The 24,488-nt window shown below is 46.2% G+C and carries 23 protein-coding genes; 7 read left to right on the top strand and 16 right to left on the bottom strand.

Features of this window, described 5'->3' with window-relative positions; translation table 11 throughout:
- Window positions 1–234: 234 nt before the first annotated feature.
- The 3 genes from D0X99_RS03500 to D0X99_RS03510 all read right to left on the bottom strand — a co-directional run bounded on the left by D0X99_RS03500 (window position 235) and on the right by D0X99_RS03510 (window position 4,300).
- Complete coding sequence (locus D0X99_RS03500) at window positions 235–1,035, bottom strand: glycoside hydrolase family 25 protein (RefSeq protein WP_119476239.1); 801 nt, start codon at window positions 1,033–1,035, stop codon at window positions 235–237.
- A 103-nt stretch (window positions 1,036–1,138) separates the two neighbouring features.
- Window positions 1,139–3,001: an alpha-amylase family protein gene (locus tag D0X99_RS03505; protein ID WP_119476240.1), complete on the bottom strand. Its 1,863-nt coding sequence runs from the start codon at window positions 2,999–3,001 to the stop codon at window positions 1,139–1,141.
- 9 nt (window positions 3,002–3,010) lie between these two features.
- Window positions 3,011–4,300, bottom strand: coding sequence for a M20/M25/M40 family metallo-hydrolase (locus tag D0X99_RS03510; RefSeq protein WP_119476241.1), 1,290 nt, complete (start codon window positions 4,298–4,300; stop codon window positions 3,011–3,013).
- A gap of 284 nt (window positions 4,301–4,584) precedes the next feature.
- Between D0X99_RS03510 and D0X99_RS03515 the strand changes: the two genes are divergently transcribed.
- The 3 genes from D0X99_RS03515 to D0X99_RS03525 all read left to right on the top strand — a co-directional run bounded on the left by D0X99_RS03515 (window position 4,585) and on the right by D0X99_RS03525 (window position 7,484).
- A complete protein-coding gene (locus D0X99_RS03515; protein ID WP_119476242.1) occupies window positions 4,585–6,291 on the top strand; it encodes a GMC oxidoreductase in 1,707 nt (568 codons plus the stop codon).
- A 3-nt stretch (window positions 6,292–6,294) separates the two neighbouring features.
- Window positions 6,295–6,888 (top strand): gluconate 2-dehydrogenase subunit 3 family protein, encoded by a 594-nt coding sequence (locus D0X99_RS03520; RefSeq protein ID WP_119476243.1) that lies wholly within the window; start codon window positions 6,295–6,297, stop codon window positions 6,886–6,888.
- Window positions 6,889–7,055: 167 nt separating this feature from the next.
- Window positions 7,056–7,484, top strand: a complete 429-nt coding sequence (locus D0X99_RS03525; protein ID WP_119476244.1) for a sll1863 family stress response protein — start codon at window positions 7,056–7,058, stop codon at window positions 7,482–7,484.
- A 50-nt stretch (window positions 7,485–7,534) separates the two neighbouring features.
- Here the strand turns inward: D0X99_RS03525 and D0X99_RS03530 are convergent, their stop codons facing one another.
- From D0X99_RS03530 to D0X99_RS03585, 12 genes are all read right to left on the bottom strand, one after another.
- Complete coding sequence (locus D0X99_RS03530; protein ID WP_119476405.1) at window positions 7,535–8,416, bottom strand: Nif3-like dinuclear metal center hexameric protein; 882 nt, start codon at window positions 8,414–8,416, stop codon at window positions 7,535–7,537.
- 101 nt (window positions 8,417–8,517) lie between these two features.
- Window positions 8,518–9,177, bottom strand: coding sequence for a hypothetical protein (locus D0X99_RS03535; RefSeq protein ID WP_119476245.1), 660 nt, complete (start codon window positions 9,175–9,177; stop codon window positions 8,518–8,520).
- Window positions 9,178–9,209: 32 nt separating this feature from the next.
- Complete coding sequence (locus D0X99_RS03540; RefSeq protein WP_158587673.1) at window positions 9,210–9,998, bottom strand: SDR family NAD(P)-dependent oxidoreductase; 789 nt, start codon at window positions 9,996–9,998, stop codon at window positions 9,210–9,212.
- Window positions 9,985–10,665, bottom strand: a complete 681-nt coding sequence (locus tag D0X99_RS03545; RefSeq protein ID WP_119476247.1) for an acetoacetate decarboxylase family protein — start codon at window positions 10,663–10,665, stop codon at window positions 9,985–9,987. Before D0X99_RS03545 ends, D0X99_RS03540 begins: the two co-directional genes overlap by 14 nt.
- Window positions 10,658–11,419 carry an SDR family NAD(P)-dependent oxidoreductase gene (locus D0X99_RS03550; RefSeq protein ID WP_119476248.1) on the bottom strand — a complete coding sequence of 254 codons (762 nt, stop codon included), beginning with the start codon at window positions 11,417–11,419 and terminating at the stop codon, window positions 10,658–10,660. Before D0X99_RS03550 ends, D0X99_RS03545 begins: the two co-directional genes overlap by 8 nt.
- Before the next feature lie 57 nt (window positions 11,420–11,476).
- Window positions 11,477–13,195, bottom strand: a complete 1,719-nt coding sequence (locus D0X99_RS03555; protein WP_119476249.1) for an IlvD/Edd family dehydratase — start codon at window positions 13,193–13,195, stop codon at window positions 11,477–11,479.
- Window positions 13,196–13,279: 84 nt separating this feature from the next.
- Window positions 13,280–14,266, bottom strand: a complete 987-nt coding sequence (locus tag D0X99_RS03560; RefSeq protein ID WP_119476250.1) for a glycosyltransferase family 61 protein — start codon at window positions 14,264–14,266, stop codon at window positions 13,280–13,282.
- A 58-nt stretch (window positions 14,267–14,324) separates the two neighbouring features.
- Entirely contained in the window at window positions 14,325–15,632 is a 1,308-nt protein-coding gene (gene murA / locus D0X99_RS03565) for a UDP-N-acetylglucosamine 1-carboxyvinyltransferase (protein WP_119476251.1), read from the bottom strand.
- Window positions 15,632–16,297 carry a DUF4290 domain-containing protein gene (locus D0X99_RS03570; protein WP_119476252.1) on the bottom strand — a complete coding sequence of 222 codons (666 nt, stop codon included), beginning with the start codon at window positions 16,295–16,297 and terminating at the stop codon, window positions 15,632–15,634. Before D0X99_RS03570 ends, murA begins: the two co-directional genes overlap by 1 nt.
- 66 nt (window positions 16,298–16,363) lie before the next feature.
- Window positions 16,364–18,622 (bottom strand): ATP-dependent helicase, encoded by a 2,259-nt coding sequence (locus D0X99_RS03575; protein ID WP_119476253.1) that lies wholly within the window; start codon window positions 18,620–18,622, stop codon window positions 16,364–16,366.
- 212 nt (window positions 18,623–18,834) lie between these two features.
- On the bottom strand, window positions 18,835–19,671 hold the full coding sequence (locus tag D0X99_RS03580; protein ID WP_119476254.1) for a lysophospholipid acyltransferase family protein: 837 nt from the start codon (window positions 19,669–19,671) through the stop codon (window positions 18,835–18,837).
- 324 nt (window positions 19,672–19,995) lie between these two features.
- Window positions 19,996–20,835: a lysophospholipid acyltransferase family protein gene (locus D0X99_RS03585; protein WP_119476255.1), complete on the bottom strand. Its 840-nt coding sequence runs from the start codon at window positions 20,833–20,835 to the stop codon at window positions 19,996–19,998.
- Between the two features lie 128 nt (window positions 20,836–20,963).
- On the opposite strand from D0X99_RS03585, the gene D0X99_RS03590 reads away from it, so the two are divergent.
- Genes D0X99_RS03590 through nadD form a run of 4 tightly spaced genes read left to right on the top strand, consistent with a single transcriptional unit; the run spans window position 20,964 to window position 22,988 of the window.
- The gene (locus D0X99_RS03590; protein WP_119476256.1) at window positions 20,964–21,560 is read left to right on the top strand and encodes a sigma-70 family RNA polymerase sigma factor; all 597 of its coding nucleotides are present in this window, start codon (window positions 20,964–20,966) and stop codon (window positions 21,558–21,560) included.
- An 11-nt stretch (window positions 21,561–21,571) separates the two neighbouring features.
- Window positions 21,572–21,844: a mycothiol system anti-sigma-R factor gene (locus tag D0X99_RS03595; RefSeq protein ID WP_119476257.1), complete on the top strand. Its 273-nt coding sequence runs from the start codon at window positions 21,572–21,574 to the stop codon at window positions 21,842–21,844.
- Window positions 21,841–22,419 carry a guanylate kinase gene (gmk, locus tag D0X99_RS03600; RefSeq protein ID WP_119476258.1) on the top strand — a complete coding sequence of 193 codons (579 nt, stop codon included), beginning with the start codon at window positions 21,841–21,843 and terminating at the stop codon, window positions 22,417–22,419. The genes D0X99_RS03595 and gmk overlap by 4 nt, the downstream gene beginning before the upstream one ends.
- A gap of 2 nt (window positions 22,420–22,421) precedes the next feature.
- The gene (nadD, locus tag D0X99_RS03605; RefSeq protein WP_119476259.1) at window positions 22,422–22,988 is read left to right on the top strand and encodes a nicotinate (nicotinamide) nucleotide adenylyltransferase; all 567 of its coding nucleotides are present in this window, start codon (window positions 22,422–22,424) and stop codon (window positions 22,986–22,988) included.
- A gap of 32 nt (window positions 22,989–23,020) precedes the next feature.
- Here the strand turns inward: nadD and D0X99_RS03610 are convergent, their stop codons facing one another.
- Window positions 23,021–24,370, bottom strand: coding sequence for a vanadium-dependent haloperoxidase (locus tag D0X99_RS03610; protein WP_119476260.1), 1,350 nt, complete (start codon window positions 24,368–24,370; stop codon window positions 23,021–23,023).
- Between the last annotated feature and the right edge of the window lie 118 nt (window positions 24,371–24,488).

Consider the following 24,488-nt stretch of genomic DNA (forward strand, 5'->3'; position numbering starts at 1 on the left):
GTTTCGGGGATGATGCTTGAATATACCCTGAAGGAAAGTATTGGGCAACCTGCTTTATACCCGACAGGCTTTCTTTAGCCTATCTGATCCAGTGGCATAATGAGGTGAAAAATTATCTTCTCAAACACTTCCACAGGATCCATCAATCCATTTTGAATAATGATCCTTTTTAGGGAAAGGAAAACTAGAAGGGACTCCACAACTTGAACCTGAAGTGAAGCCGGTTTTGGTGAGTCAGGGTAGCAACAGTTCTTCTAACCGCCTCTTGCCCCCTGTCAATACATTCAAATCAATTTTCTCCCCAATTCCAGGTAAGCTCCCTTTTTCAGAAAATTGCCAAATGGTCCAATCCTCGGTTTCAGGTTCAACGATCGGGTTGTAATTGGCTACCCAAATGGGGTATTCATCAAACCCATTCTCATGCAGCACTTCCCAGAAAAACCGATCTCCGGTGTAAATCATAGGTTTGACGCCATAGTGTGACTCCACAATCTTGAGCCAGTTTTTTAACCCTTCACGCAGCTTGTCCTGGGATTGGATGGTGCTGTGCTTTTCGATATCGAGCACAGGGATCAGATCCCCACTTTTGAGATTGGCAGTTTTGATAAAATTCTGGGCCTGAAGGGTGCTGTTTTCATTGGGGCGGTAGTAGTGATACGCTCCTCGCTTGACTGGAAGGGTACGGATTCCTTCCCAGTTTCGTCGAAATCGGGCATCCACCCCGTCCTTTCCCATGGTGGCTCGAACCACTATAAACTCAATTCGTCGGTTTTGAATTTGAAGTTGAAGCCCCGCAAAATTGATTCTCCCCTGATATTCGGAGACATCAATTCCCAAAATCCCTTCCGGAAAATTGGAGAATACGTGCTCAAACTTCAAAGACTCGGTAAAGGGAGGAGTTTTTCGGGTAAAATCACCCAGCCTCCGGTCAATTTGATGTCGGAATTTAAAAACCAAATACCCAGAGCCCAAGGCCACGGCAACTATCAATAAAGCGATCCAAATCCAAGGACCGGACTTTTTCTTTTGGGGCATTATTAGGTTTCTATAATTCTAAGTTTTCCAAGTTTGGAAATTGAGAAAAATTCAATCGGCTTCACTTCTTCCAAACCTCCGAACCTCCATACTTCCTTACTTCCTACCCTCCAATCTCAAATACCGCCGACTCCCAAGGTCCGAAGTCCAAATCGATCTCTGCTCCTTGATCCGTTATACGAAGCATGGTTTTTTTCTTCCCAAACATGACTTCCTGGATTTCCCGATCGCCTTTTTCCAACTTCCAGGCTTTAATTAGTTCTGGAGAGAGTTTCAGTGTGGTTTTGATCGGCTGTAGGGCATCGAAATTGGTCACTACGATCAGCTTTTGGCTTTCATCCCAGCGGGCAAAAGCGAAGGCTTTGTTGTGATATTTTGGATTTTGTTTGCGGTTGAAGGTGTGAAGATCCAAATATTCTCCCATCAGCGCCGGACTGTTTCGGGTAAAGTTCAGGACCTCAGAATAATAATTTCTCAGCGCTTTTTCATTCTCGGGGAGCTGTCCTCCATCAAATTTTCCTCCATTCATCCACTTCTGATGCTGAGGTACCCCAATGTAGTCGAAGATAGAGGTGCGGCTTGGCTGTCCAAAACCTGCCAGTTCCGCTCCGGGTTCGCCCACTTCCTGTCCAAAATAAATCATGGTTGGAGAAGTAGAGACCGTCGCCGATAAGACCATTGCAGGCATGGCTTTCCAGGGATTCCCGGCAAACTCCGTACTGGCTATCCGTTGCTCGTCATGGTTTTCAAGGAAGTGCAGCATGTGGTGCTCGATGTCTTTCAGGCCTGCCAAAATCGGCACCAGATTATCTGTAGATCCATGACCTTGGATGATATGCTTCAGAGTATCATAAAGCTCCACCTTGTCGTAGAGGTAATCCATTTTTCCCTTGTGAATGTAATCTCGATACAAACTCGGGTTGTAAACTTCCGCCAATAAGAAAGCTTCTGAATTGGCCATCTTGATGTGGGAATTAAGGTAAGACCAAAACTCCACCGGCACCATTTCGGCCATGTCGAATCTGAATCCGTCTACGCCTTTTCCCAGCCAAAACTGGGTAATGTCCTTGAATTTCTTCCAGGAATCGGGCACCTCTTTTCCTTTCCAGAACTCATAATGAGCCTTCCAGTCTAAGGAATCGGCTCCGGCAGGTAATTCGTCAAAATCTTTTTTCCCATCCGGACTCACTCCGTAATTGATCTTGACCGTCTCGTACCAGTCGTTGAAATCCGGCTTTGCCAATCGGGAGCCGTTACCGGTCCATTTGGCTGGATTTTCATCAAATTTTCCGTCGGCCAACTGATGCTTTTCCCCTCCAAGTGGTTGATAGCCATTTTTGGGTTCCGGAACTGAAAAGGCCTTTCCCTGGATATAGTAGAAGTTGTTGTTTTTGGTGTATTCGACCGTTTTGTCATCGTCGGCACCAAAATCCCGAACTCCGGCAGGATTGTTTTTCCCTTCATAAAAACGGGACACATGATTGGGAACGATGTCAATGATTACTTTCATCCCGTGCTTGTGGGTGCGGGCGATCAAAGCTTCAAACTCCTCCATCCGTTTGGTTACATCCACAGCCAAGTCAGGATTGACTTGGTAATAATCCCGCACGGCATATGGCGAGCCCGCACGGCCTTTGATTACATCCGGATCGTCTGAACTTACGCCAATCTCCGGAAAATCTCCGATCACTCCATGATGAGGCACACCCGTGTACCAAATGTGGGATACGCCCAACTTTTTGATTTCCTCCAATGCGGTATCCGTGAAGTCGTTGAACTTCCCGACTCCGTTTTCTTCCTTGGTGCCCCAAGGTTTATTTGTGGTATTCGTATTGCCAAAAAGACGGGTAAAAACCTGATAAACGACTATTTTTTGGGGTTTCATAGGTTCGGATTCTTGGGGTTCCGGATTTTGGCAGGAAAAAGCTGCCGCCGCCAAAACCGCCACGGTTAATAGTTTCTTCATAATATCAGGTTATCGGGTCAGTCGGTAAAGTAAAACTGTATTACGTTTGATCAAATCAGGGAATTGCTTCATGTTTATCGTTTCGCCGGGAGCATGCGCACCCGACCCTGAAGCCCCCAGTCCGTCCAAACAATCCATAAATTCCGCTACAAAAGAGATATCTCCCGCGCCTCGGCTTCCTGGGTCACCGGGCTTTACCGCCCCATAGCCCAAGTCTTGGCTGACTTGGCTTAAGAATTCCGCCAAGGCATAATTTCCTTCGGTGGGTTCCATGGAAGGGATGTAGTCGTAAAAGGTAATTTCGGCGTCAGTTTGGTGGAGGTTTTTGGCTACGATTTCCCGCATTTTAGTTCGGGCAGCTTCTTTCTGGGCTTCTCCTAAAAACCTCAGGTCCCCAGTCACAATGGCTTCTCTGGCTACGATATTGGTCTTTCCGAGAGCTGTTCCTGAGCCACTGATTTGATCCAAGCTTACATCCGAACCTCCGATAAACTGACCCGGATTGAAAGTCAGGTACTTTTCACCAGCCAAAGCCTCCCGGAATTCATTCAAAATCCTCGCAGCTTCATAAATCGCTCCATAACCTGCATTTTGACCAAAAACTCCACTGGAATGTCCCTGCTTTCCGCTGGTTTTCAGTGTCCAACCTCCGGCACCTCGTCGGGCTACGGTTGCCGTGCTGAACCCTTGGGCGGTCTCATATCCCAAAGCGATGTCGTGCTGCTTGGCCCGCTCGATAAAGTCCTTTCTGGAAAGTTCTGCGTTGCCGGAGCTTTCCTCATCCCCGTTGAAATAAACAGTGATTGTGCGATCTTCCAAAAGTCCGAGTTCGTTGAGGGCTTTCAGACTGGCCAAAACCAGCACATCACCACCCTTCATGTCGTTAGCGCCTTGGCCTGTGGCAGTGGTGTCATTGAGGTAAGTGAACGGGGTGAAAGGCATGTCCTTTTCAAAAACCGTATCCAAATGCCCGATCAGGAAAAGTTTTTTGCCCTTGTTTCCTTTTCGCGTGGCTACAAAATGCCCGGCGCGGTTGACCTCGGCAGGGAGCTCGATCCATTCCGTTTGGAAACCGATTTTTTGGAATTCCCGTTCGAAGATCCGACCGACTTCCCGCACGCCTTCTTTATTGAGTGAACCGGAGTTGATGTTGATGACTTCCTCTAATAGAGCTAAGGTCTCTTTGTAGTTTTTATCGATCAGTTCAAGGAGTTTTTGTTCGTCTTTGTTGAGTTTTTGCTGCGCAAATGAGAAAAGCGGGGACACCGCCAGAATCAAGATCAGGGTGATTTTTTTCATGGGGGTAAAATAGGCGAAAAAGTGAGCGAGGGCAAGGTTCGGGTTTTAATCACTCATGATTTATTAAAAAAATAGAAGTTTAAGATTGGGCCTTTCCCCTCTCAACTACCTACTGTGATGTAGAAACCTGTAATTGAATTCTGGTCTGCCTTCGGTCGGCAGACACGTTCTGTGAAAATCCCAAATTCAATTTTGGATTTTTAATTTTGAGATGGGACATAATAGCCGACCTGCATTTCCTGCATTTTTTCCTTAATATTAAATCCTCTATAAACCTATTGTAAATGGCCAATTTTAACATCGACGCCGACAAAAACCTGACCTACGACGCCATCGTCATCGGTTCGGGAATAAGTGGAGGCTGGGCGGCAAAGGAGCTTTGCGAAGCCGGACTTAAAACTCTTGTCCTTGAACGGGGACGCATCGTGGAGCATGTAGTGGATTATCCTACCATGACCCTTGATCCCTGGGAGCACGAACTCCGTGGAGGGCTCACCCCTGAGCAAAAGGCCAAGCATCCCAAAGGCGGTCGATCCGGATTCATTGGCGCTATGAATGAGCATTTTCACGCCAATGACCTCGAAAATCCCTACACCGAAGTCAAGCCATTCCTGTGGGTGCGTGCGCATCAGATGGGTGGGCGCTCTCTCCTCTGGGGTAAGCAAACTTATCGCTGGTCCGACCTCGATTTTGAAGCCAATGCCAAAGACGGGCATGGAGTGGATTGGCCGATCCGGTATAAAGACTTGGAATCTTGGTATACCCATGTCGAAAAATTTGCAGGAATCAGTGGAGAAGCGCTGGGACTTCCGCAATTACCGGATTCCCACTTTTTACCTCCCATGGAATTAAACTGTGTGGAAAAGCACGTGAAGGAGCGTATCGAAAAGGACTTCAAAGGTCGAAATATGATCATCGGTCGGGTGGCGCATCTGACAGAGCCGCTCAATGGCCGGGGCAAATGCCAGTACCGCAACCGCTGCGATCGGGGCTGTCCTTATGGAGCTTACTTTAGCTCCAATGCAGTGACTTTGCCAGCCGCCCACGCCACAGGAAATCTCACGATCCGACCTTTTTCCATTGTTCAGTCTGTGGTCTATGATGAGAAAAAAGGTAAAGCTTCAGGCGTCCGCATCATTGATGCGGAGACAAGTGAAGAGATTGTCTACACAGCCAAAATAGTTTTTGTAAATGCCTCGACCCTGAGCACTACGCAGATTTTGCTCAATTCTACTTCCAATCGGTTTCCAAACGGAATGGGAAATGACAGCGGCGAACTCGGGCACAACCTGATGGATCACACCTATCGTGTGGGTGCCATGGGAACGGTGGATGGATTTGAGGATCAATACTACAAAGGCCGCAGACCAAACGGAATTTATATCCCTCGCTATGTGAATCTCAAAGACGGCCCGCAATCCGACAATTTTGTCAGGGGCTTTGGATTCCAAGGAGGGGGAGGGCGAGCAGGCTGGGGTGCAGGAAGCAATCAGGAAGATTTTGGAGGAAATTTCAAAGATGGACTCATGAAGCCTGGACCTTGGGAGTTTTTCATCACGGGTTTTTCTGAATGTCTCCCATATCATGAAAACCAAGTCTACCTCAACAAGGAGGTCTTGGATAAATGGGGACAGCCTACGCTATCCATTGATGCCGAGTGGAAAGCCAACGAACTTGCACTCAACGATCAGGCCCGAAAGGATGCCAAAGAAATGTTGGAGCGTGCGGGTTTGAAAGATATTATGGAGTTTGACAACAAGCATGAGATGGGCTTCGGAATCCATGAGATGGGTACCGCCCGAATGGGTCGAGATCCAAAAACCTCCGTACTCAACGGCACCAATCAGGTTCACGGCTGCGCCAATGTCTTTGTCACCGATGGTGCTTGCATGACGTCTTCTTCCTGTGTCAATCCTTCTTTGACTTACATGGCACTTACCGCCAGAGCTGCCAATCATGCCGTATCCGAACTTAAAAAAATGAACCTTTAAGCCATGAACAGACGCGACGCACTCAAAAAAACGGCATTGGCATTTGGAGCTGCCGCCGGAACCCCGACTTTGCTCAGCTTGCTTCAGGCTTGTGCACAGACTGACCGCGTGACTTGGACGCCTCAGTTTTTGAATGAAGATCAGGCTAGATTCATTTCTGCTTTTGTGGATTTTCTGTTACCCAAAACCGAAACTCCCGGAGGCTTGGACGTAAAGGCGGATGTTTTTATCGACCTGATGTATTCCAAAACTTACGACGAAGCAGCACAAAAGCAGGTGGTAGCTGATATCGAGAAATTCAATGCTGACTGTAAGGCTAAGTTTGGGAAAGTCTTTGCCGAGTTGAGTCAGGAGGACAAAACTGCCTGTTTCAAGGACCAGGAGGCCAATTCACCAAAGTTTGCGCCTAAGGTTTGGGGAACTGGGGTAGGACCGCAGGAACCTGTCGGGTTTTATCGCAGCTTGAAATCCACCGTCCTTTGGGCGTATTTCAGTTCGGAGGAAATCGGAAAAAATGTCCTTAGCTACGATCCGATTCCGGGAGAATTCAGAGGCTGCATGCCATTGTCAGAGGTGGGTAATACCTGGAGTTTGTAATAGTCACTTCATCAGCGAGGGGTTACTTTTAGCTGGATAATTGGCGATTAAAAGAATTTAAGCAAGACTTTACTTTAAGTGAGGTCTTGAATCAAATAAAAAATGAATTTGTTAGACTAGCGCTCAAAAGTAACGTTAACGATTACACAACCTAACTCGATCAAACTATGAAAACTAAAGTAGCAGCCTTCATCGGAATGGCATTTTTAGGAATGACCGCGATGTCTTGTGACCAGAATAAGAAAGCAGATTCAGACGAGCAAATCATCGAAGTCAACATTGACTTTGAAAAGGAGCGGGATAAGCTTAAGCAAGAACTCAAAGATTTAGAGGCCGAAGTCGACCAGAAGATCAAAGAGTTGGAGGAGAAAAAGGCCGAGGCTAATGCAGATGCAAAAGCTGAAATTGAAGAAATGCAAAAGGAACTCCGAGCCGAAAAGTCTGACCTGGAAAAAGCGCTTGATGATGTCGAAAAAGCCACTGAAAATACCTGGGATGACATCAAATCCGGAGTAAACAAAACGACCCGGGATATTGAAAACGAATGGCAAAAGCTCAAGGATAATGTTGAGAAGACATTTGAAAAAAACAACTAATTATCTGATTAAAAGACCAAAGGCCAGTTTGAGAAACTGGCCTTTTTTATTTAGAATATCTGAAGCGAGTTGCCGGAGGGAATATGGTGAACAGGTATGTCGGGCATGTTTTGATTGAGCCAGTTTTTGACAAACTCGGATCCACCTTCTTCACTTGCTGAGTGACCGATCTCGATCATCGACAGCTTCATCCCGATCTCGTTCGCGGCACGCACATATTCCGGAGTTTCCCATTCGTTGGACTCACCACAGACCAGCACATCGGGACGATGTTCCATGATTTGGGTGATTTGAAGTCGGCTTCCAACTGCACCCGGAAGTAAAAGCACCTTGCTGCAGGACTGATTCAAATCTCCGACGTATCGCATCGCAGGAACTCCCAATCGGGTTTTGATATGATTGATCAAGCCCCGAAGATCTGTTTTGGGGATGTTCAAGATCCGGCTTCCAGGAGTGTAAAAGGCATTCCAGCCCAGATCTCCCACCACACCGACGCGTACACCATCATCCTGCATTCGGTGTACGTAGTCGTGGTTTCTCCAAAGAGTAATCCCATGCTTTTCCATCAGGTCGTACTTAGCTCGGAAGACCGGATCATTTTGCAAATAGTCTGTATCATCCTGCCCGGAGAAAAAAGTGGGTTCGTGGGGAATAATCAAGTTGGCCTTGAGTTCGATGGCTTTTTGGATAATCCCCATAGTAGTAAACATCGTGGTTACCACACCGGTCACCACAGTATCCCGGGAGCCTATTTTGATTGTATCCACCGTTTGGGCGAAAGGTCCATTGGGCACTTGGGCGATGAACGTATCTATGATTTCACCGACTGTCCAGGTCTTTTTTCCGGAATAGGAAAAGCCCGAAAAAGGATTGGCAAGCATTCCTGCACCGAGTAATGCTCCTGATTGGTAGATGAAATTTCTGCGGTTCATTGTGGTTTTATGAATTTGATGAAGAGGCATTTTTAAAAGTAAAAAAAAGCCGTGAGCAAGGATACCCACGGCTTGAAAATCATTTTGGAATGGATAGAGCGCTATTCTACTTTGATATTGGAGATCCAAAGAGTTTTCTTCCCTTCTGCATTGTAATGTTCGGTGGCAAATTTCAATGGACCGTGTGTTTCGACGGTTTCCCAAGTGATTGGTCTGCCCTCGGCTCCGTTTCCTCTTCGGAAAACCCACTCCACGATCATCAAATTTTCATCAAGATAAAGGTCATAGGCATCTCCTGGGGTGTAGCCCATTCCTGGAGATTGTGGCTCACCGGCATTATACACGATGGTCAGCTTGGTAGAGGGAGTTCCTTTGATTGGAGAGGTCACATTTTCAACGGTCTCAAAGGTGTAACCTTTATCCCAGGCCAATTGAAAAGGCATCATTGCCCAGTATTTGTCATTGATGAAGCCACCGTCCTGCTTTGGCAAGGAATCAGCGGTTAAACTGTAGGTGAAGGTGGTGTCCGGTCCTGAGTAATATACCGTGCTGTCCTTGATGTTCCATTTCCAGTCTCTGGACAGGACATTCACTGAATCACGCTGTACATTCCAGGTATAGGAGATCGAGTTTACCTGATCGAAGTTTTCAAAGCCGTAAGCTTTGGCAACTTTGAAAGGTAGGGTGTCAGGCAGTTCAGGCTTCTGCTGGCAGGAGCTGATTAACCCAATTAAAGCGAGGAGGAAGAAGTAGTTTTTCATAAGTGAATGGAAAAGGTTGTGATTGAAACTGTTCAGGTTTTTGAATGTTTGGTAAGCCACTTGGAGTACTTCGAATATTCTATTGCCAGATAGATTGGCCGGATTATCGGTAAGAATCTGTCCAAGGTAAGCATCAAACGAAAAAGCCTTGATGGAAAAATTTTCTTTTTTCCGATGCTTGCTCCAAGCAGGATTTTCCTTGAGACAATATCCGGATTCTGTATCGGAAATGCTGCAGGAATTCCTTTGCCGGCAGCATCGAAAAACTTGGTTTTGGTGGCGATTGGGAAAGCCAGGCTTAACCAATTTCCCTTTTTCTCTGCCCAAACCGCCTCCGCCCAGGAAAGCAAGCCTGCTTTGCTGGCCGAGTAAGCAGAATAGCCAGGCAAACTCCAATAACTCATGGCTGATGCGGTGATTACATGGCGAAATTTTCCTTTTGGAGCCTTGTCCAACAAAGCAAACCCGAGATCAATCGGACTGGTGAGATTCAATTGAATCAGCCGTTCCAATTCTTCTCCGGATTGGCAGAGGGCTGGGGAGTAGATGGCCTTTCCGGCATTGGCGAAGCAAAAGTCAACGTGAGTCCAATGGGTTTTCACCCAAGTCAAAATCAATTCGTTTCCGCTTTTTTCGCTCAAATCTACCTTCAGTAAGTGCCGCACTTCAGGAAATTGACTTTGGAGTTTTTGCAGGTTTTCCACCGAATTGTCTACCGCCAGAATTTCCTTGGTGAATGGGATTAGTTGCCTGACCATTTCCAACCCGATTCCGGAGGCAGCACCTGTTACGATGATCCGTTTATTTTCAAATGAATTCATCCCCATAAGTGGGTTCCGGGAATTTGATTTTAAACGGGTTGACTTTGACTGCCAGAAGGGGCTTAATTCCGCTGATGTCAGGGAAAAACTCTGGATTCAATTCTAGGTTTTTTATTTTGGCTAGCTTGCCCCAGCCAAATCCGCTCGGTTTGGTGTAGTATTTCACCTTATTCCAAGTTTGGCAAAGGCTAATTGGTAGTACTGAAGTGGTCACTGGAAATGTAAAACCTCCGTGGGTGATTTCAGCGGAGAATACAGTCTTATCACCTGATTTGATTTGGATCAGGTCTTTCCCTTCTTCCTTTATCCAGCTAAATGGAAGCAGTTCTTTCGGTATTCCCCAATTGGTCCGACCGTTAATCTGGCTGGCTTCAGAATCCACGTAGATTTTGGTGATGGCCTGTTTTTTGGTTTTTCGGAATTTCCCTGGAATAATCAATAGCTCATGGTAAGGGCCCACGGGAGAATTTTCATAATTGACCAGCATTACATAGCCCAGCCCCCCTTTGAATTTCCCTTTGAGATGGTTGGGAAGGTGAATGGAATTTTCAACCCAATCTTTCTTGAATTTGAAAACCAGTATAATTCCCTCCCCGCTGAGTTTCCATGGAGGAGGAGATTTTAAAACAAAGTGAAGATCGTTGGCGACTAGGTGGTTTTCAGGCATAGGGTGATGGGCTAATGGAAGTCCAACCGCCGTCCACGATCAGTGTCTGTCCGGTAATGTGGCGAGCAGCATCAGAAAGTAGAAATGCTGCTGCTTCAGCGATATCGGTAGTATTAGCAGGGCGTCCCAATGGGGTGAGTTTGGACCAAGTAGAGGCATAAGCCGGGTCGGAGGTGGTTCGCTCAGTCAGGGTGGCTCCGGGTGCAATGGTGTTGATTCGAATTCCAAAAGGTGCAAGTTCCAATACCAGATTCTTTGCAAGCATCTCGATAGCCGCTTTGCTCATTGCATAGGCGGCGAGGTTTTCATGGCTCTGGTGGGCAGTGACTGACGAAGTGAGGAGGATGGCCCCTCCGTTTTCCTGATCCTTCATGATTCGTGCTGCGGCTTGGGTAAGGAAGAAAGTTCCAGCTTGATTCACCCGCGTTACTTCCATGAAATCACTTCTAGAATAGTCCAGAAAATTTCCAAAGAGTGTGATTCCGGCATTGGCAACTACTTGGTCTACACGTCCAAAGTGCTTCATGGCCAAGTCCAACAGTTCGGAGATGACTTCGTCTGAAGCTGAATCGCCAGAGCAGCCTAATACAGACCCTTTTCCCATCCGGGATAGAGAAGCTACAGCTTCTTCCGTCAGGCTTGTTTCAAGATCATTGAGGATGATATGAGAACCTGTGTCCAGCAATTTACGGGCGATTTCCAGTCCAATTCCCTGGCCTGCCCCTGTGATAACGGCTACTTTGGAGTTTTTCATTTTTCTTGGGGAAAGACCTGTCAGGTTTACAGAACCCGACAGGTTTATTTCAACAAATCAATGCGAATCTCTTTTTACCTCTGAGCCTGAACTTCCTTGAAGGAAGTCAAAGTCCACTCCCTCGTGTGCCTGATTTACCTTGTCAAGGAACAAGTTGACATAACCCCGCTCATACGGTAGTTGGGTAGGTACAAAGTTGGCCCGGCGCTTTTCGAATTCTTCTTCAGAAATCAGAAGATTCAAGCTGCGATTGGGAACATCAAGGGAAATCATGTCTCCGTTTTGAACAAATGCCAGAGGGCCACCAATAGCAGACTCGGGAGAGACGTGCAAAACAACAGTTCCAAAGCCGGTTCCGCTCATTCTTCCGTCAGAAATCCGAACCATGTCTTTGACTCCTTTTTCCAGCAGTTTTTTTGGAAGACCCATATTGCCGACTTCCGGCATCCCGGGGTACCCTTTGGGTCCCACGTTTTTCATGACCATGACACAGGTCTCATCTATGTCAAGATTGGGATCATCGACTTTGGCCTTATAGTCATCAATGTTTTCAAAAACGACCGCTCTTCCGGTATGGGTCAGCAGACTAGGAGTGGCTGCCGATGGCTTAAGGACTGCGCCATTGGGACAAAGGTTTCCTTTGAGGACTGCGATTCCAGATTCAGGTTTGATGGGGTTTTCCAAGGTTCCGATCAGGTTTCTATCCCAGCATTCTGCCTTGGAGATGTTTTCCCCGATAGTTTTTCCGTTGACGGTCAGGGAATCGGTATGGAGGTGTTTTTGGATTTCCCGCATGACAGCCGGAAGTCCACCGGCATAAAACAGGTCCTCTACCCAATGTTCTCCGGAGGGTTGCACATTGGCGATAAGAGGTATCTTGGAGGAGAAGTGGTCAAAATCCGTCAGGTCAAGTTCCACTCCGATTCGTTTTGCAATTGCAGTCAGGTGCAGGATGAAATTGGTGGATCCTCCAATGGCTGCATTGACCATAATGGAGTTTTCGAAAGCTTTCCGGGTCAATATTTTATCCATTGTCAGGTCTTCTTTGACCATTTCAACGATGCGCATGCCTGCCAGATGAGCTAAGACTTTCCTTCTCGAATCAGCTGCAGGGATAGTGGCATTGTCCGGAAGGGCAAGTCCCAAGGCTTCAACCATAGCGGCCATCGTAGATGCGGTACCCATCGGTGCACAATGGCCTACAGATCTGGACATGGAAGACTCGACCTCGATCATATCTTTCTGGGTCAGTTTGCCTACCTTATAGTCTTCCGCAAATCTCCAGATATCTGAGGTTCCGATCTTTTTCCCCCGGAATCTACCAATCAACATAGGTCCTCCGGAAAGTACTAAAGTAGGTAAGTTGACCGAAGCAGCACCCATGACCAATGAAGGAGTGGTCTTGTCACATCCGCACATCAGGACCACACCGTCCATGGGATTGGCGCGGATGCTTTCTTCCACGTCCATGGAGGCGAGATTCCGAAAAAGCATGGCGGTTGGTTTGATCGAGCATTCGCCCAATGACATCACAGGGAATTCCAATGGAAAGCCACCGGCTTCCCAGATTCCTCTTTTTAATGCTTCAGCTAAATCCCTAAAATGGGCATTACAAGGCGTAAGTTCAGACCAGGTGTTGCAGATACCGATAACAGGCTTTTCACCATTGAAAAGATGATGAGGGAGTCCCTGGTTTTTCATCCAGGATCGGTAGATAATTCCGTCTTTGCCGGTGCGTCCGTACCATTCTTGGCTACGGAGTTTTTTCTTGGACATAGGTTAAAATGGGTTGAGCTATTTGGCCAAGAAGATACCAAAAAATTGGATAAATGGGGAATTGAGCTTGGAAAATGAGGTTTTTTAGGCCTTTTCTATTTCTAATAAAAACAAAGCCTCCTCCAAAGCTTTCAAATCAATGGTGAAGTTTGTCATGATGGTATTTTTGGAATCCCCTTTGTTCAACGTGTAAAAATACTGTAGTCCCAAGGCAGAAGAGAGGTTGAAGTAGCATTGGGTGAGCGAATCATTCATATTCCGAAGTTCCAAAATTTTCATTCCTTCCTTCATAAAAATCATATTGGCCAAAGCCGCGCCATGCAGACAGACCAATAGTTCCGTTTCTGACATCAATTGAATCTGTTGTTGGATGGTCAACTGTTCGGTATTCACGATTTCAAAGCCTTTTTTGCGGAGAAGGAGTTCTACTTCGAGTTCGTTATGGGCTTTTCTTTTGGTAGCAAGTTTTCTGCTGATAAATACTTTTTTCCAAGGATCCTGAACAGGATTTACTGCAAGTTTTACTCTTGTTTTTTGAACTAGAGGGACATTAAAGTGGGGAAAAGGAGCAGTTCTCGCTGTGAGAATTAAAGTTTTCACGCTAAGATTCTCTCTGGATTTATAAAATTCCACTTTGATTTTCAGTAACCCCAAAGTCTGTGTGACATAGCTGAGACTTTTGAAGGATTCCGGTAGAATCACCGGGCATGCAGGATCTCTTTCCAATCCTTCCCAAATTCTCGGCAGGCAATCGGTCATCCAATGGAAGTAATTTGCACTCCATTCGTCTATTACCCACATTCCTTTGGGAATGGTTTTCCATGCTTTGGTGGCACAAAGGATAGTCCGTTTTGCAAATTGGGGGAAGCCCAACAATGAATTGTGGGTATGGCTGGAATAAAACTTCAACTCTCCTGGAGAAAAAACCGTGTCCTGAAGTACCCATGCATTCTTGAGATGAACAGGAAAAAGGCGCTCGAAAGTAGCCATCAAAGAAGACTCAAAAAGATGGCGATCCTTTGGATTAAGGTTGACCGGAAGGTTTCTCTGGACAGTGATTTCCTGGCGCAAAGCTTAAAGGGAGTTGATAATGGAAAGGAAAAGGGAGCCATTGCTCCCCTGGAATTGGTTAAGGCAATCGCTCGATTTGAGCCCCTAAGGCATTCAATCGTTGATCGATGTTTTGATAGCCTCGGTCTATTTGTTCGATGTGGTCAATGATTGATGTGCCCGTAGCGGACATCGCGGCAATCAACAATGCCACACCTGCCCGGATATCCGGAGAGGTCATTCGGATGCCACGAAGTGGGTACTTTCGGTCGAGCCCGATCACTGTTGCTCTATGAGGATCGCAAAGAATTATCTGAGCACCCATGTCAATCAGTTTATCCACAAAGAAAAGCCGGGACTCGAACATTTTCTGGTGAACCAACACTGTACCTTTTGCCTGAGTGGCTGTCACCAACACGATGGAAAGCAAGTCAGGGGTAAAGCCCGGCCAAATCTGATCAGCAATTGTCAGGATTGATCCGTCAATAAAGGTCTCGATCTCGTAATGCTTCTGAGCCGGAATGTAAATGTCATCACCACGGAATTCCATCTGAATTCCCATTCTTCTGAATGTCTCCGGGATGATTCCCAACCGATGAATCTGACAGTCTTTAATCGTGATTTCGGACTGAGTCATGGCAGCCATTCCGATAAATGAACCTATCTCTATCATGTCGGGCAGCATAGTGTGATCAGTGCCGCCTAGGTTTTTTACCCCTTCGATGTTTAGCAAATTAGACCCTACACCGGTGATTTTGGCTCCCATGCGGTTGAGCATATCGCAGAGTTGCTGCAGATAGGGTTCGCAGGCGGCATTGTAGATGGTGGTTTTGCCTTCAGCCAAAACTGCAGCCATCACGATGTTGGCAGTACCGGTTACGGATGCTTCATCGAGAAGCATATAGGTGCCTTTGAGGTGCTTTCCATCAATGTGGAAAATCTCGTTTTTGGCATCGTAATGAAATTGAGCTCCCAATTTTTGAAACCCAAAAAAGTGGGTATCCATTCGTCTACGGCCGATTTTGTCCCCGCCTGGCTTGGAAAGCTTTCCTTTCCCAAACCTTGACAAAAGTGGGCCAAGGATCATCACCGAACCACGAAGTGCTGAGGCTTTGTTGAGAAAATCAGCAGTTTCCAAGTAATCCAGGTTGACATCGTCTGCCTGGAAAGAATAGGATTCGGGGCCTAGCTGTTGGACTTTTACGCCCATATCAGCCAACAATTCGATGAGTTTGTTGACGTCCCGGATGTTTGGGATTTTATGGACGGTTACTTTTTCGGGAGTTAGCAGAACAGCGCAAAGAATCTGAAGTGCCTCGTTTTTTGCTCCCTGAGGGATGATTTCACCTTTTAATCGGGTTCCCCCGGTTACTCGAAAAGATGCCATTAATTTCTGCGTTTTTTATTGTGGCCGTTGTTTCGGTGTTTTTTGTGCTGAATAGGACGCTTGTTTTTCTGAGCATGCTCCTCCTCAATATGTGGGATTTTGAAGTCCCGACGGGTATTGGATTCGAACAGGGCGTTTTCCCTTACTTTTTCCAGATCGATGTGGAGTTTTCCTCGGGACAGTGTCTTGATGTCATCCAGGATGATTCCGTCATCGAAATTGTCTCTGTTCCAGGTGGAGTGAAAGCTCCGCATCAGCTGACCGATGTAGATGATAGCTGATTCCTGTTCTTCGTCATTTTCGATTTCGATGGCCTTTTCGATCAGTTTTTCGATGTTTCTGCCGTAGTGCTTGAATTTCACTTCGCCTTTTGGATAGCCTACAGGAAGCGGCTTTTTGCCCAGAAGTTCTTTCTCCGGCATCGGGAAAGGGCCGTCTACATCGAGTTTGAAATCAGACATGATGTAAATATCGTCCCACAGCTTCTGATCATTTTCCTGCTTCATGGAAGGATTGAGCTGCTTGATGATTTCAATGACTGTGTAGGCACTTTGGGTGCGCTTTTCACGGTCTTCAATGCCAGTGATGTGATCGACCAGGCGCTGAATGTTTTTGCCGTATTCTTTCAAAATAAGTCTGTGTTTTTCAGGTTCGGTGTGCTCCATGTTGCTTCCCGTTTTTTGCCTTACAAAAGGTAACAAAAAATCACCAAAGGACAGGGAAGCAGGTGATTAGTCTATAATTCTGAGCTTGGCAAAGCTAAGCAATAATGTTTTCTCCCCAAAATGCTCAAATTGGATGGTGGCCTTTTTGTTAAGCCCTTCTGTTTCAATTTTTTGCACTTTTCCAAAGCCGAATTTCGGATGCTCTACCAATTGCTCCGGCTGGAGGTTGTTGGTATTGCTGGGTTTGAAATCCGGGGAAGGAGTGTGAATTTTCAGCTGGATGGGCTGTCGGGATTCCGCTTGTTTTTTGATACCGATAAAGCCCTGGGTTCCGGGAAGACCTTCCTTTCGGAATGCTCCCGGCATTTCTTTCGAAGCCATGCGCTTGTTCACTTTGATCGTATTGGGATCCACTTCTTCCAGAAAGCGGCTCGGCTCGCAATTAAGCAAGCGACCAAACCGATATCGTGTCAAGGCATAGGTCAGATACAATTTGTCCATGGCCCGGGTGGTGGCGACATAGAAAAGTCGCCGCTCTTCCTCCAGATCTTCACGGCTTTGCATCATCATCTGTGATGGGAAAAGATCTTCCTCCATCCCTACCACAAACACCTGCTTAAACTCCAATCCTTTGGAAGCGTGAATGGTCATCAGGGTGATGGCATCGGTTTTGTCTTTGTCCTGATCGTTGTCAGTGAGGAGGGCAATCTCCTGAAGGAATGCTCCGAGACTTTTGTCCTCATTTTCGGGGTTGTCCACATACTCCTTGATTGCGTTGAGCAATTCCTGAACGTTTTCGTAGCGGTTGAGCCCTTCGATGGTTTTGTCTTCGTAGAGTTCCCGAAGTAATCCACTTTGCTTGGCGACGGTGCTTGCCGCCTCAAAAGCATCTTTTCGCTCCACTTCGATCTGGAAAGACTTGATCATTGTCGAAAAATCATCCACAGAACTCCCCGCTTTTCCGCCTAAAAAACTGTGGGCATTCTGGACCACATCCCATAGTGGGATGTCGTGTTCATAAGCGGAAACAAGGATTTTTTCGACAGAGGTGTCACCGATGCCCCGCTTGGGGTAATTGATGATTCGCTTGAATGCTTCCTCATCCATAGGATTGACCGTAAACCTCAGGTAGGCCATCAAGTCCTTGATTTCTTTTCGCTGGTAGAACGAGAGGCCTCCTACGATTTTATAGGTTAGGTTCATTTTCCTCAGAGCTTCTTCCATCGCCCGGGATTGGGAGTTGGTGCGGTAGAGGATGGCGAAGTCGCTGTTGTTGAGCTTTTTGTTGTTTTTTTCCTCGAAAATTGTCGTTGCGACAATTCTTCCTTCTTCATTGTCTGAAGTGGCTTTGATCAGTTCGATCAGGTCCCCGTCTGGATTGGAGGTCCACACCAGCTTTTTCAGCTGGGCTTTGTTTTTATCAATGATGGAATTGGCAGCCTCGACGATGGTTTTGGTGGAGCGGTAGTTTTGCTCCAGTTTGACCACAAAAAGGTCCGGATAGTCTTTTTCGAAATTGAGGATATTCTGAATATCCGCTCCGCGGAAAGCATAAATACTCTGAGCGTCATCTCCCACCACGCAAATATTTTGATGCATGGAAGCGAGCTTTTTGGTAATCAAGTATTGGGATATGTTCGTGTCCTGAAACTCATCGACCATTACATATTTGAACCGTTGCTGGTACTTATTCAACACGTCCAGGTGATCGCGAAACAGGACGTTGGTATTGAACAACAAATCGTCAAAGTCCATGGCGCCGGCTTTGAAGAGACGCTCCTGGTATCGCTGGTAAATTTCTCCCATCCGTGGTCTCATGGCGGCTTCATCATCTGCTTTGACGTAGGGATCGTCCTGATAGGCTTGCCAGGAAATCAGACGGTTTTTGGCACCGGAGATTCGGGAAAGGACCACGCTCGGTTTATACACTTTATCATCCAGACGCATTTCCTTGACCAAAGTCCGGATCAATGATTTGGAATCGTCCGTGTCGTAGATAGTAAAGTTGGAAGGATAGCCGATTTTGTCGGATTCCACGCGCAGGATTTTTGCAAAAATGGAGTGAAAAGTCCCCATCCAGGTATTTCTGGCCTCAAGTCCGACAAGGGTCTCAATGCGGTGTTTCATTTCCGCGGCAGCCTTGTTGGTAAAAGTGAGGGAAAGAATATTGAATGGATCGATCCCTTTGGAATAGATCAGGTGAGCGATCCGGTAAGTAAGAACCCGGGTTTTGCCCGAACCTGCACCGGCAATGATCATCACCGGACCGTCAGTATGTTCAACGGCTTGTAACTGGGGAGGATTGAGTTCCTTGAGGTAATCCATTATTTAAATATCTAGACTCGGGATGCATGATTCAAGATAAAAGAATCAATACGTTAGAATCAAGTGAGTATTGAGTTTTCTAATTGGAAGTGATTTTCAGGTAGGAACTTCATGGGATCAGTTTAGAATCCCTGACTTCCAAGATTGAACTCTACCTTAATTACTTTTTGGCTTGGGAAGTTTCAATTCATCTTTAAAAGCGAATATCAATTTTAGACTTTCCAGCGATTATGGCTCCAAAGGTACAAATCCGGTTGATTTCGAATGTTCTCTTCCAGTCTTTCACAGAATGCATCCGTAATGCTATGGGGAAGATCGGAGTCATAAGGTCCCCTGCTGATTAACTCATAGGTTGCCTGGTAATTTCCCCTTCCCTTTTTTGTGATTTCCCCGAAGAAAACGGGGAGATCCATACTTTTTGCAATGTGTTCAGCGCCCTCAAAGAAATAGGCAGGACGGTTTAAGAAATTCCGCAGATAGCGGGTATTTCGATTGTTTGGTCGTTGATCCGCGGCGAGCTGGACGACTCTGTGTTGGGAATCCAAGGTTTTTACTGTATCCCGGAATTCATTTTTTTCCGTTACCGTATTTCCAAACCGGGTTCGTATTTGATACATCAGTCTATCAAAAAACGGATTGTTGATCTTTAGATAAACGCCTTCGGATGGGACTTTACTCAGCAAAGCGGCACGCTGTAGACCCAATTCCCAATTGAAAAAATGCCCTGCCAGCAGCAAAACACTTTTCCCGTTTTGCACTTCCTGATCGAGTAATTCCTGATTGGTAATCGTGAATCTTCGTGATAATTCTTCTTTGGAGATTGTCAGGGATTTAATGATCTCGGCTATCGAATCGGTAAAATTTCTGTAAAACCTATTACGGATTGTTTTTCTCTCATTTTCCGATTTCTCAGGAAAGGCATGCAGTAGGTTTTCATCAATCACTTTTTTGCGATAGCGGACGATGAACCGTGCTACCAAATAGACGAAGTCCGTAATCAGGTACAAAGCCGGAAGTGGGAGGTAGGACAACAGCCTGAAAAAAAACATTAAGGTTGGTTTTTTCGGATTAGCGTAGGTGGATTGGTTGGCCTCTGAATTGTTTCCTCACAGCGGACCAGACATTAAGATTTGGCTTTGTCAGGAAATGTAATTCCTGATAATGCAAAGTATCTACAAGAAAGAAAATATTATGGAAAAAGACTGTAGACTGGAAAGTTGAATAGGAGGATTATTGCCTCAGAGTGAGCTTGCATTTCTCACTCTGATTCAGTCGGAAAGGAAGCTTTTGATTCCGAAAATGACAGTTTGGAAATATCAGGATAAGGTTTTTTTGGCAATTTGGATTTTGCGAGTGGCATTCCTAATCGCTTTTTAGACCTTCCATCTCTTATGACTCCAAAGGTACAAATCCGGTTGTTGGCGGATGTTGTTTTCCAGCCTGTGGCAAAATTCATCCGTGATGCTGTGAGGCTCCGCTGTATCGAACGGCGGCTCTGCGATTTTGGAAAATTCAAAGCGATAATGTCCTCGTTTGACTTTTGTCATCGTCCCGAAGAATACCGGAAGCTGCATTTTTTTCGCCATAAATTCTCCTCCTTCGAAGAAATATGCCGGACGGTTTAGAAAATCGCGCTGATAGCGATTTTCAGATTTTGGAGGCCGTTGGTCAGCGGCCAAATGCACGATTCTGGGCTGACTGCGCATGGTAATCATGCTTTTTCGAAACTCCCTTTTCTCGGTCATGATTCCCCCGAAATGGGTTCGGATAGCCAACATGAGATTGTTGAAAAAGGGATTGTTAAGCTTTAGGTAGACCGTCTCTGCTGTTACTTTGGTGTTCATTGCCACCCCGAGAATGGCCATTTCCCAGTTAAATACATGCCCTGCCATCATAAGAGCACTTTTTCCTTTGAGGACTTCAGCATCTATGATTTCCTGATTGACCACCTCGAACCGTCGACGGAGTTCTTTTTCGGAGATGGTCAGCATCTTGAGCGTTTCTGCAAAAAAGGCATCCGTAAAATTCCTATAGAATTGATTTCGGATCTTTTTTCGCTCAGAATCGGTTTTGTCGGGAAATGCAAACTTCAGGTTTTTGTCAATCACCTTTTTTCGGTAGCCTACCACAAAGCGGGCTATCAGGTAAATCAAATCGGAGAACAAGTACAAAACCGGAAGCGGCAAGTAGGACAAAAGCCTGAAGAAAAACATAGCAATTACCTGTTGAGAGGGAATTTTGCCTCGAAAGGAGGGCTTTAGAATTAACAAAATAAATTAAATCACCGGACTTTCGGTTCAAATTCTGGTTATAAATTGGGCATTGATTACTTTTGAACCTTATGTCTGAAGTACAGCGAAGGAAATATACTCAGGAAGAGAGAACAGCCATCTTTGATGGGGAATTTATGCCCCACATCGATTCCATGTACAATTTTGCTTTTCGACTCACTTTTGACGAGGACGATGCCAAAGATCTTGTACAAGACACGTACATGAAGGCTTTCCGTTTCATCAATTCATTTGAGCAGGGAACGAATGCCAAAGCTTGGCTATTCCGGATTCTCAAAAACAGCTTCATCAACGAGTACCGTAAGAAAAGTAAGCAACCTGCGAAAGTTGATTATCAGGAGGTGGAAACTTTCTACAACTCTGATGATGTTGACTATCAAAGCACTACTGATTTGCGTGCCGAATCGGTCAAGGATATGCTTGGTGACGAGATTTCCAATGCCCTCAATGCGCTGGCAGTGGACTTCCGAACCGTGATTATTTTGGCGGATTTGGAAGGCTTTACCTATGAGGAAATGGCAAAAATCCTCGATATCCCAATCGGGACGGTGAGATCCAGGCTGCACCGCGCCAGGAATCTTTTGAAAGACAAACTGAAAGGATATGCCCAGTCAATGGGTTACAATACGGACGAAGAGGAGGAATAAATCGAGTATTTATGGAAATAAACAATCAATCATCCGGAGAGCGAAAGCTTCAGTGCAATGACGTCACCAGATGCTTTCAACTGCTTGAAAGTATTCTTGACGGAGACCTAGGTGAAAACGGAAAAGAAGTTTTGAAGGAAAAACTGGACAAGTGCCAGCCTTGCTTTGAGCATTTTCACCTGGAGCAGGCGATTCGGGAAGTGCTGAAGACCAAGTGCACCAAGCAGCCCGTCCCGACAGAATTGGCTGATTCAATCCGTCAGATGATTCAGGAAAGCAAATGAGCCAAATTCAGGGTAAAGCCATTATTTTCTCCGCTCCATCCGGTTCGGGAAAAACCTCTCTTGTTAAGCATTTGATCCAGCATGTGCCCAACCTGGGCTTCTCCATTTCGGCCTGTACCCGTGACAAAAGAGGACGGCATGAAGTGCACGGCAGAGATTATTACTTTTTAAGCATCGAAGAATTCAAAACCAAAATCGATCAGGATGCCTTTGTTGAATGGGAGGAAGTCTACGAGGGAAATTTTTACGGCACCCTCAAAGAAGAAGTTCAACGCATTTGGGACAGTGGCAAAGCTGTAATTTTTGACGTCGATGTCAAAGGTGGACTTGCGCTGAAAAAGTATTTTGGTCCTCAGGCCTTGGCTATTTTTGTGAAAGTGCCCTCGATGGAAGTATTGGCTTCCCGCCTGAATGACCGGGGTACCGAAACTCCCGAATCGCTCTCCCGCCGACTCTACAAGGCCAAGTTTGAGATGACCTTTGAGCCTCAGTTTGATGTGACGATCCTGAATGATGATTTTGAGCGCGCCTCTCAGGAAGCAGTCAGCTTGGTTTCGGATTTTTTGGTAAAATAAGTATGAAGGTAGGGCTGTATTTTGGAAGCTTCAATCCGATCCATGTCGGGCATCTGATCATCGCCAATATCCTCTACGAACGTTCCGATCTGGATGAGGTCTGGTTTGTGGTAAGTCCACAAAATCCCTTCAAAAAACAACAATCCCTGATTCATGAGTTTGATCGTCTCCGGATGGTCGAGTTGGCCATTGCGGATCATTTTCACTTCAGGGCAAGTGATGTGGAGTTTCGGATGCCCAAGCCCAGCTATACGATCGATACGCTGACCTACCTCAGTGACCAATATCCCCAACATCAGTTCTGTCTTTTTTTAGGTTCGGACAATCTGGCCCACTTTCCCAAGTGGAAAAATCATCAGGCGATTTTGGACAACTACGAGATTTTTGTCTATCCCCGACCGGGCGAAACCAAGGGAATGGATCATCCCAAAGTCAAGGTCCTCGAAGCCCCGCTACTCGATATTTCGGCGACCTTTATCCGCAAGTCCATTCAGGAAGGCTATTCTGTCAAATATCTCCTGCCGGACAAGGTGGAAGACTATATTTTGGATAAGAAGCTTTATCTATAAAAAAAGTCCCGAATTTCTTCGGGACTCAACATTTACTTTTTCATTGCCACTTGTTTTGGCTTGGTCGAGATCTTTTGCCAGATCAGTTCGCCGACCTGCTTTCCTTGGACAGAGCCTTCTGTAATCGCAGGCATGTAGTGAATTCCCCCATAGAACCGGCTGATTGCTGCTTCCTTGGCCATTTCCGTAAATCCGTCAAACTCCCGGACAGGAAGTCCATAAGCCACTTCCGTACTGTCCACGATATGCAGTTCGTCTCCAAAGAGTTGGGTTAGGGTGTAGGCCGCAGCGGTGGAGGCTACGCTATGTCCTGAGGTGTGTTCAGGAAAAGGAGGGGTCTGCAAAAGTGGAACCCATTCCTCGTCAATGTGCTGATTGATGTAAGTCTCCGGACGGATGAGCTTGGTGCGGTATTTTTCGTCCCAACAGGAAATAAAGGCTTCATTGAGCGAAATGGCTGTCAAAGCAAACGCTTCCACGGTTCCTTTCCAGTCCTTTCCGGCAGCAGCTGATGCAATGGAGGCGATTCCCATCCAGTGACCACCCGGCGTGATTTTTTTCTCGGCAAACATCACGTGCCCTTTCACATTCATTTTGTAAGGATTGCAATCCCAAAACATGGCAATGGCTTTTTGTTCGTCTGTCATGTTTTGCTTGGCGTCATAGACTTCCTTGGCAATCTTGTAAAACTCTGAATTCGGGTCTGTCGAGAATGCGGGTGGAGGTCCGGCCTTGAACTGTGCCGCTGAATCCAAGGCAAAAGTTCTGATCTTGTTCCAGTGCGGCTCCACTGCTTCCATATAGGCAGGAGGTGTGGGTTGCCAAGTCGCCGGATCATTGACTACGGTATATTTTGGAAAAGAGCGGCTTTGGTGGTAGTTGTCCTTCTTGAAGTAGTCCTTGATTTTTTCTCCGACTTCCTGTCCAAATTTCACAGAAGCCTCAAAAACATCTTCAGGGATTCCCTTTTCTTTCAGTTCGGCAAAGACTTTATCCCGATGCTCGTTCATCATTTCCTCCGAGAAAATCATGGCTGTCCCTACATGATAATAGGCCGCTAATGAAGCCAATGGAGGATAGATGTTTTCAGGAACGGTCAGATTCAAAGGTTCGGAACCGTTCAATTGGCCCATCAAGGAAGCATAGTTTGCCGGATCTGTAGCAGCAGCCACTTCATAGGCTGCCAAGGAAGTATAAGAGTAAATTCTAGCCGCAACAGGAGGGGAGAAGATGTCATGGATAATGACTTCGGTCACCCGGTTTTGGGCTTGATGAAAGTATTTTCCATCGGTGATCGCCTGAGTGTAATCGACCGGCTCTTTGCAGGCGAATACCGTCAAGCCTATCAGAGCAGGAATGAGTAAGATTCGAATGGTACGCATATAGGGTTTTGAAGAGTTAAGCGTGATAAATGGATTCACTTGATTGGGTCAATGAATTTGTTATCAACTTACATGAGTGTCAAAGCTAAGTAGAAGGCCCTCAACCCCAAATGATTTT

Origin of the sequence: Algoriphagus lacus, from assembly GCF_003583985.1 — a bacterium.
Lineage (GTDB): Bacteria > Bacteroidota > Bacteroidia > Cytophagales > Cyclobacteriaceae > Algoriphagus > Algoriphagus lacus.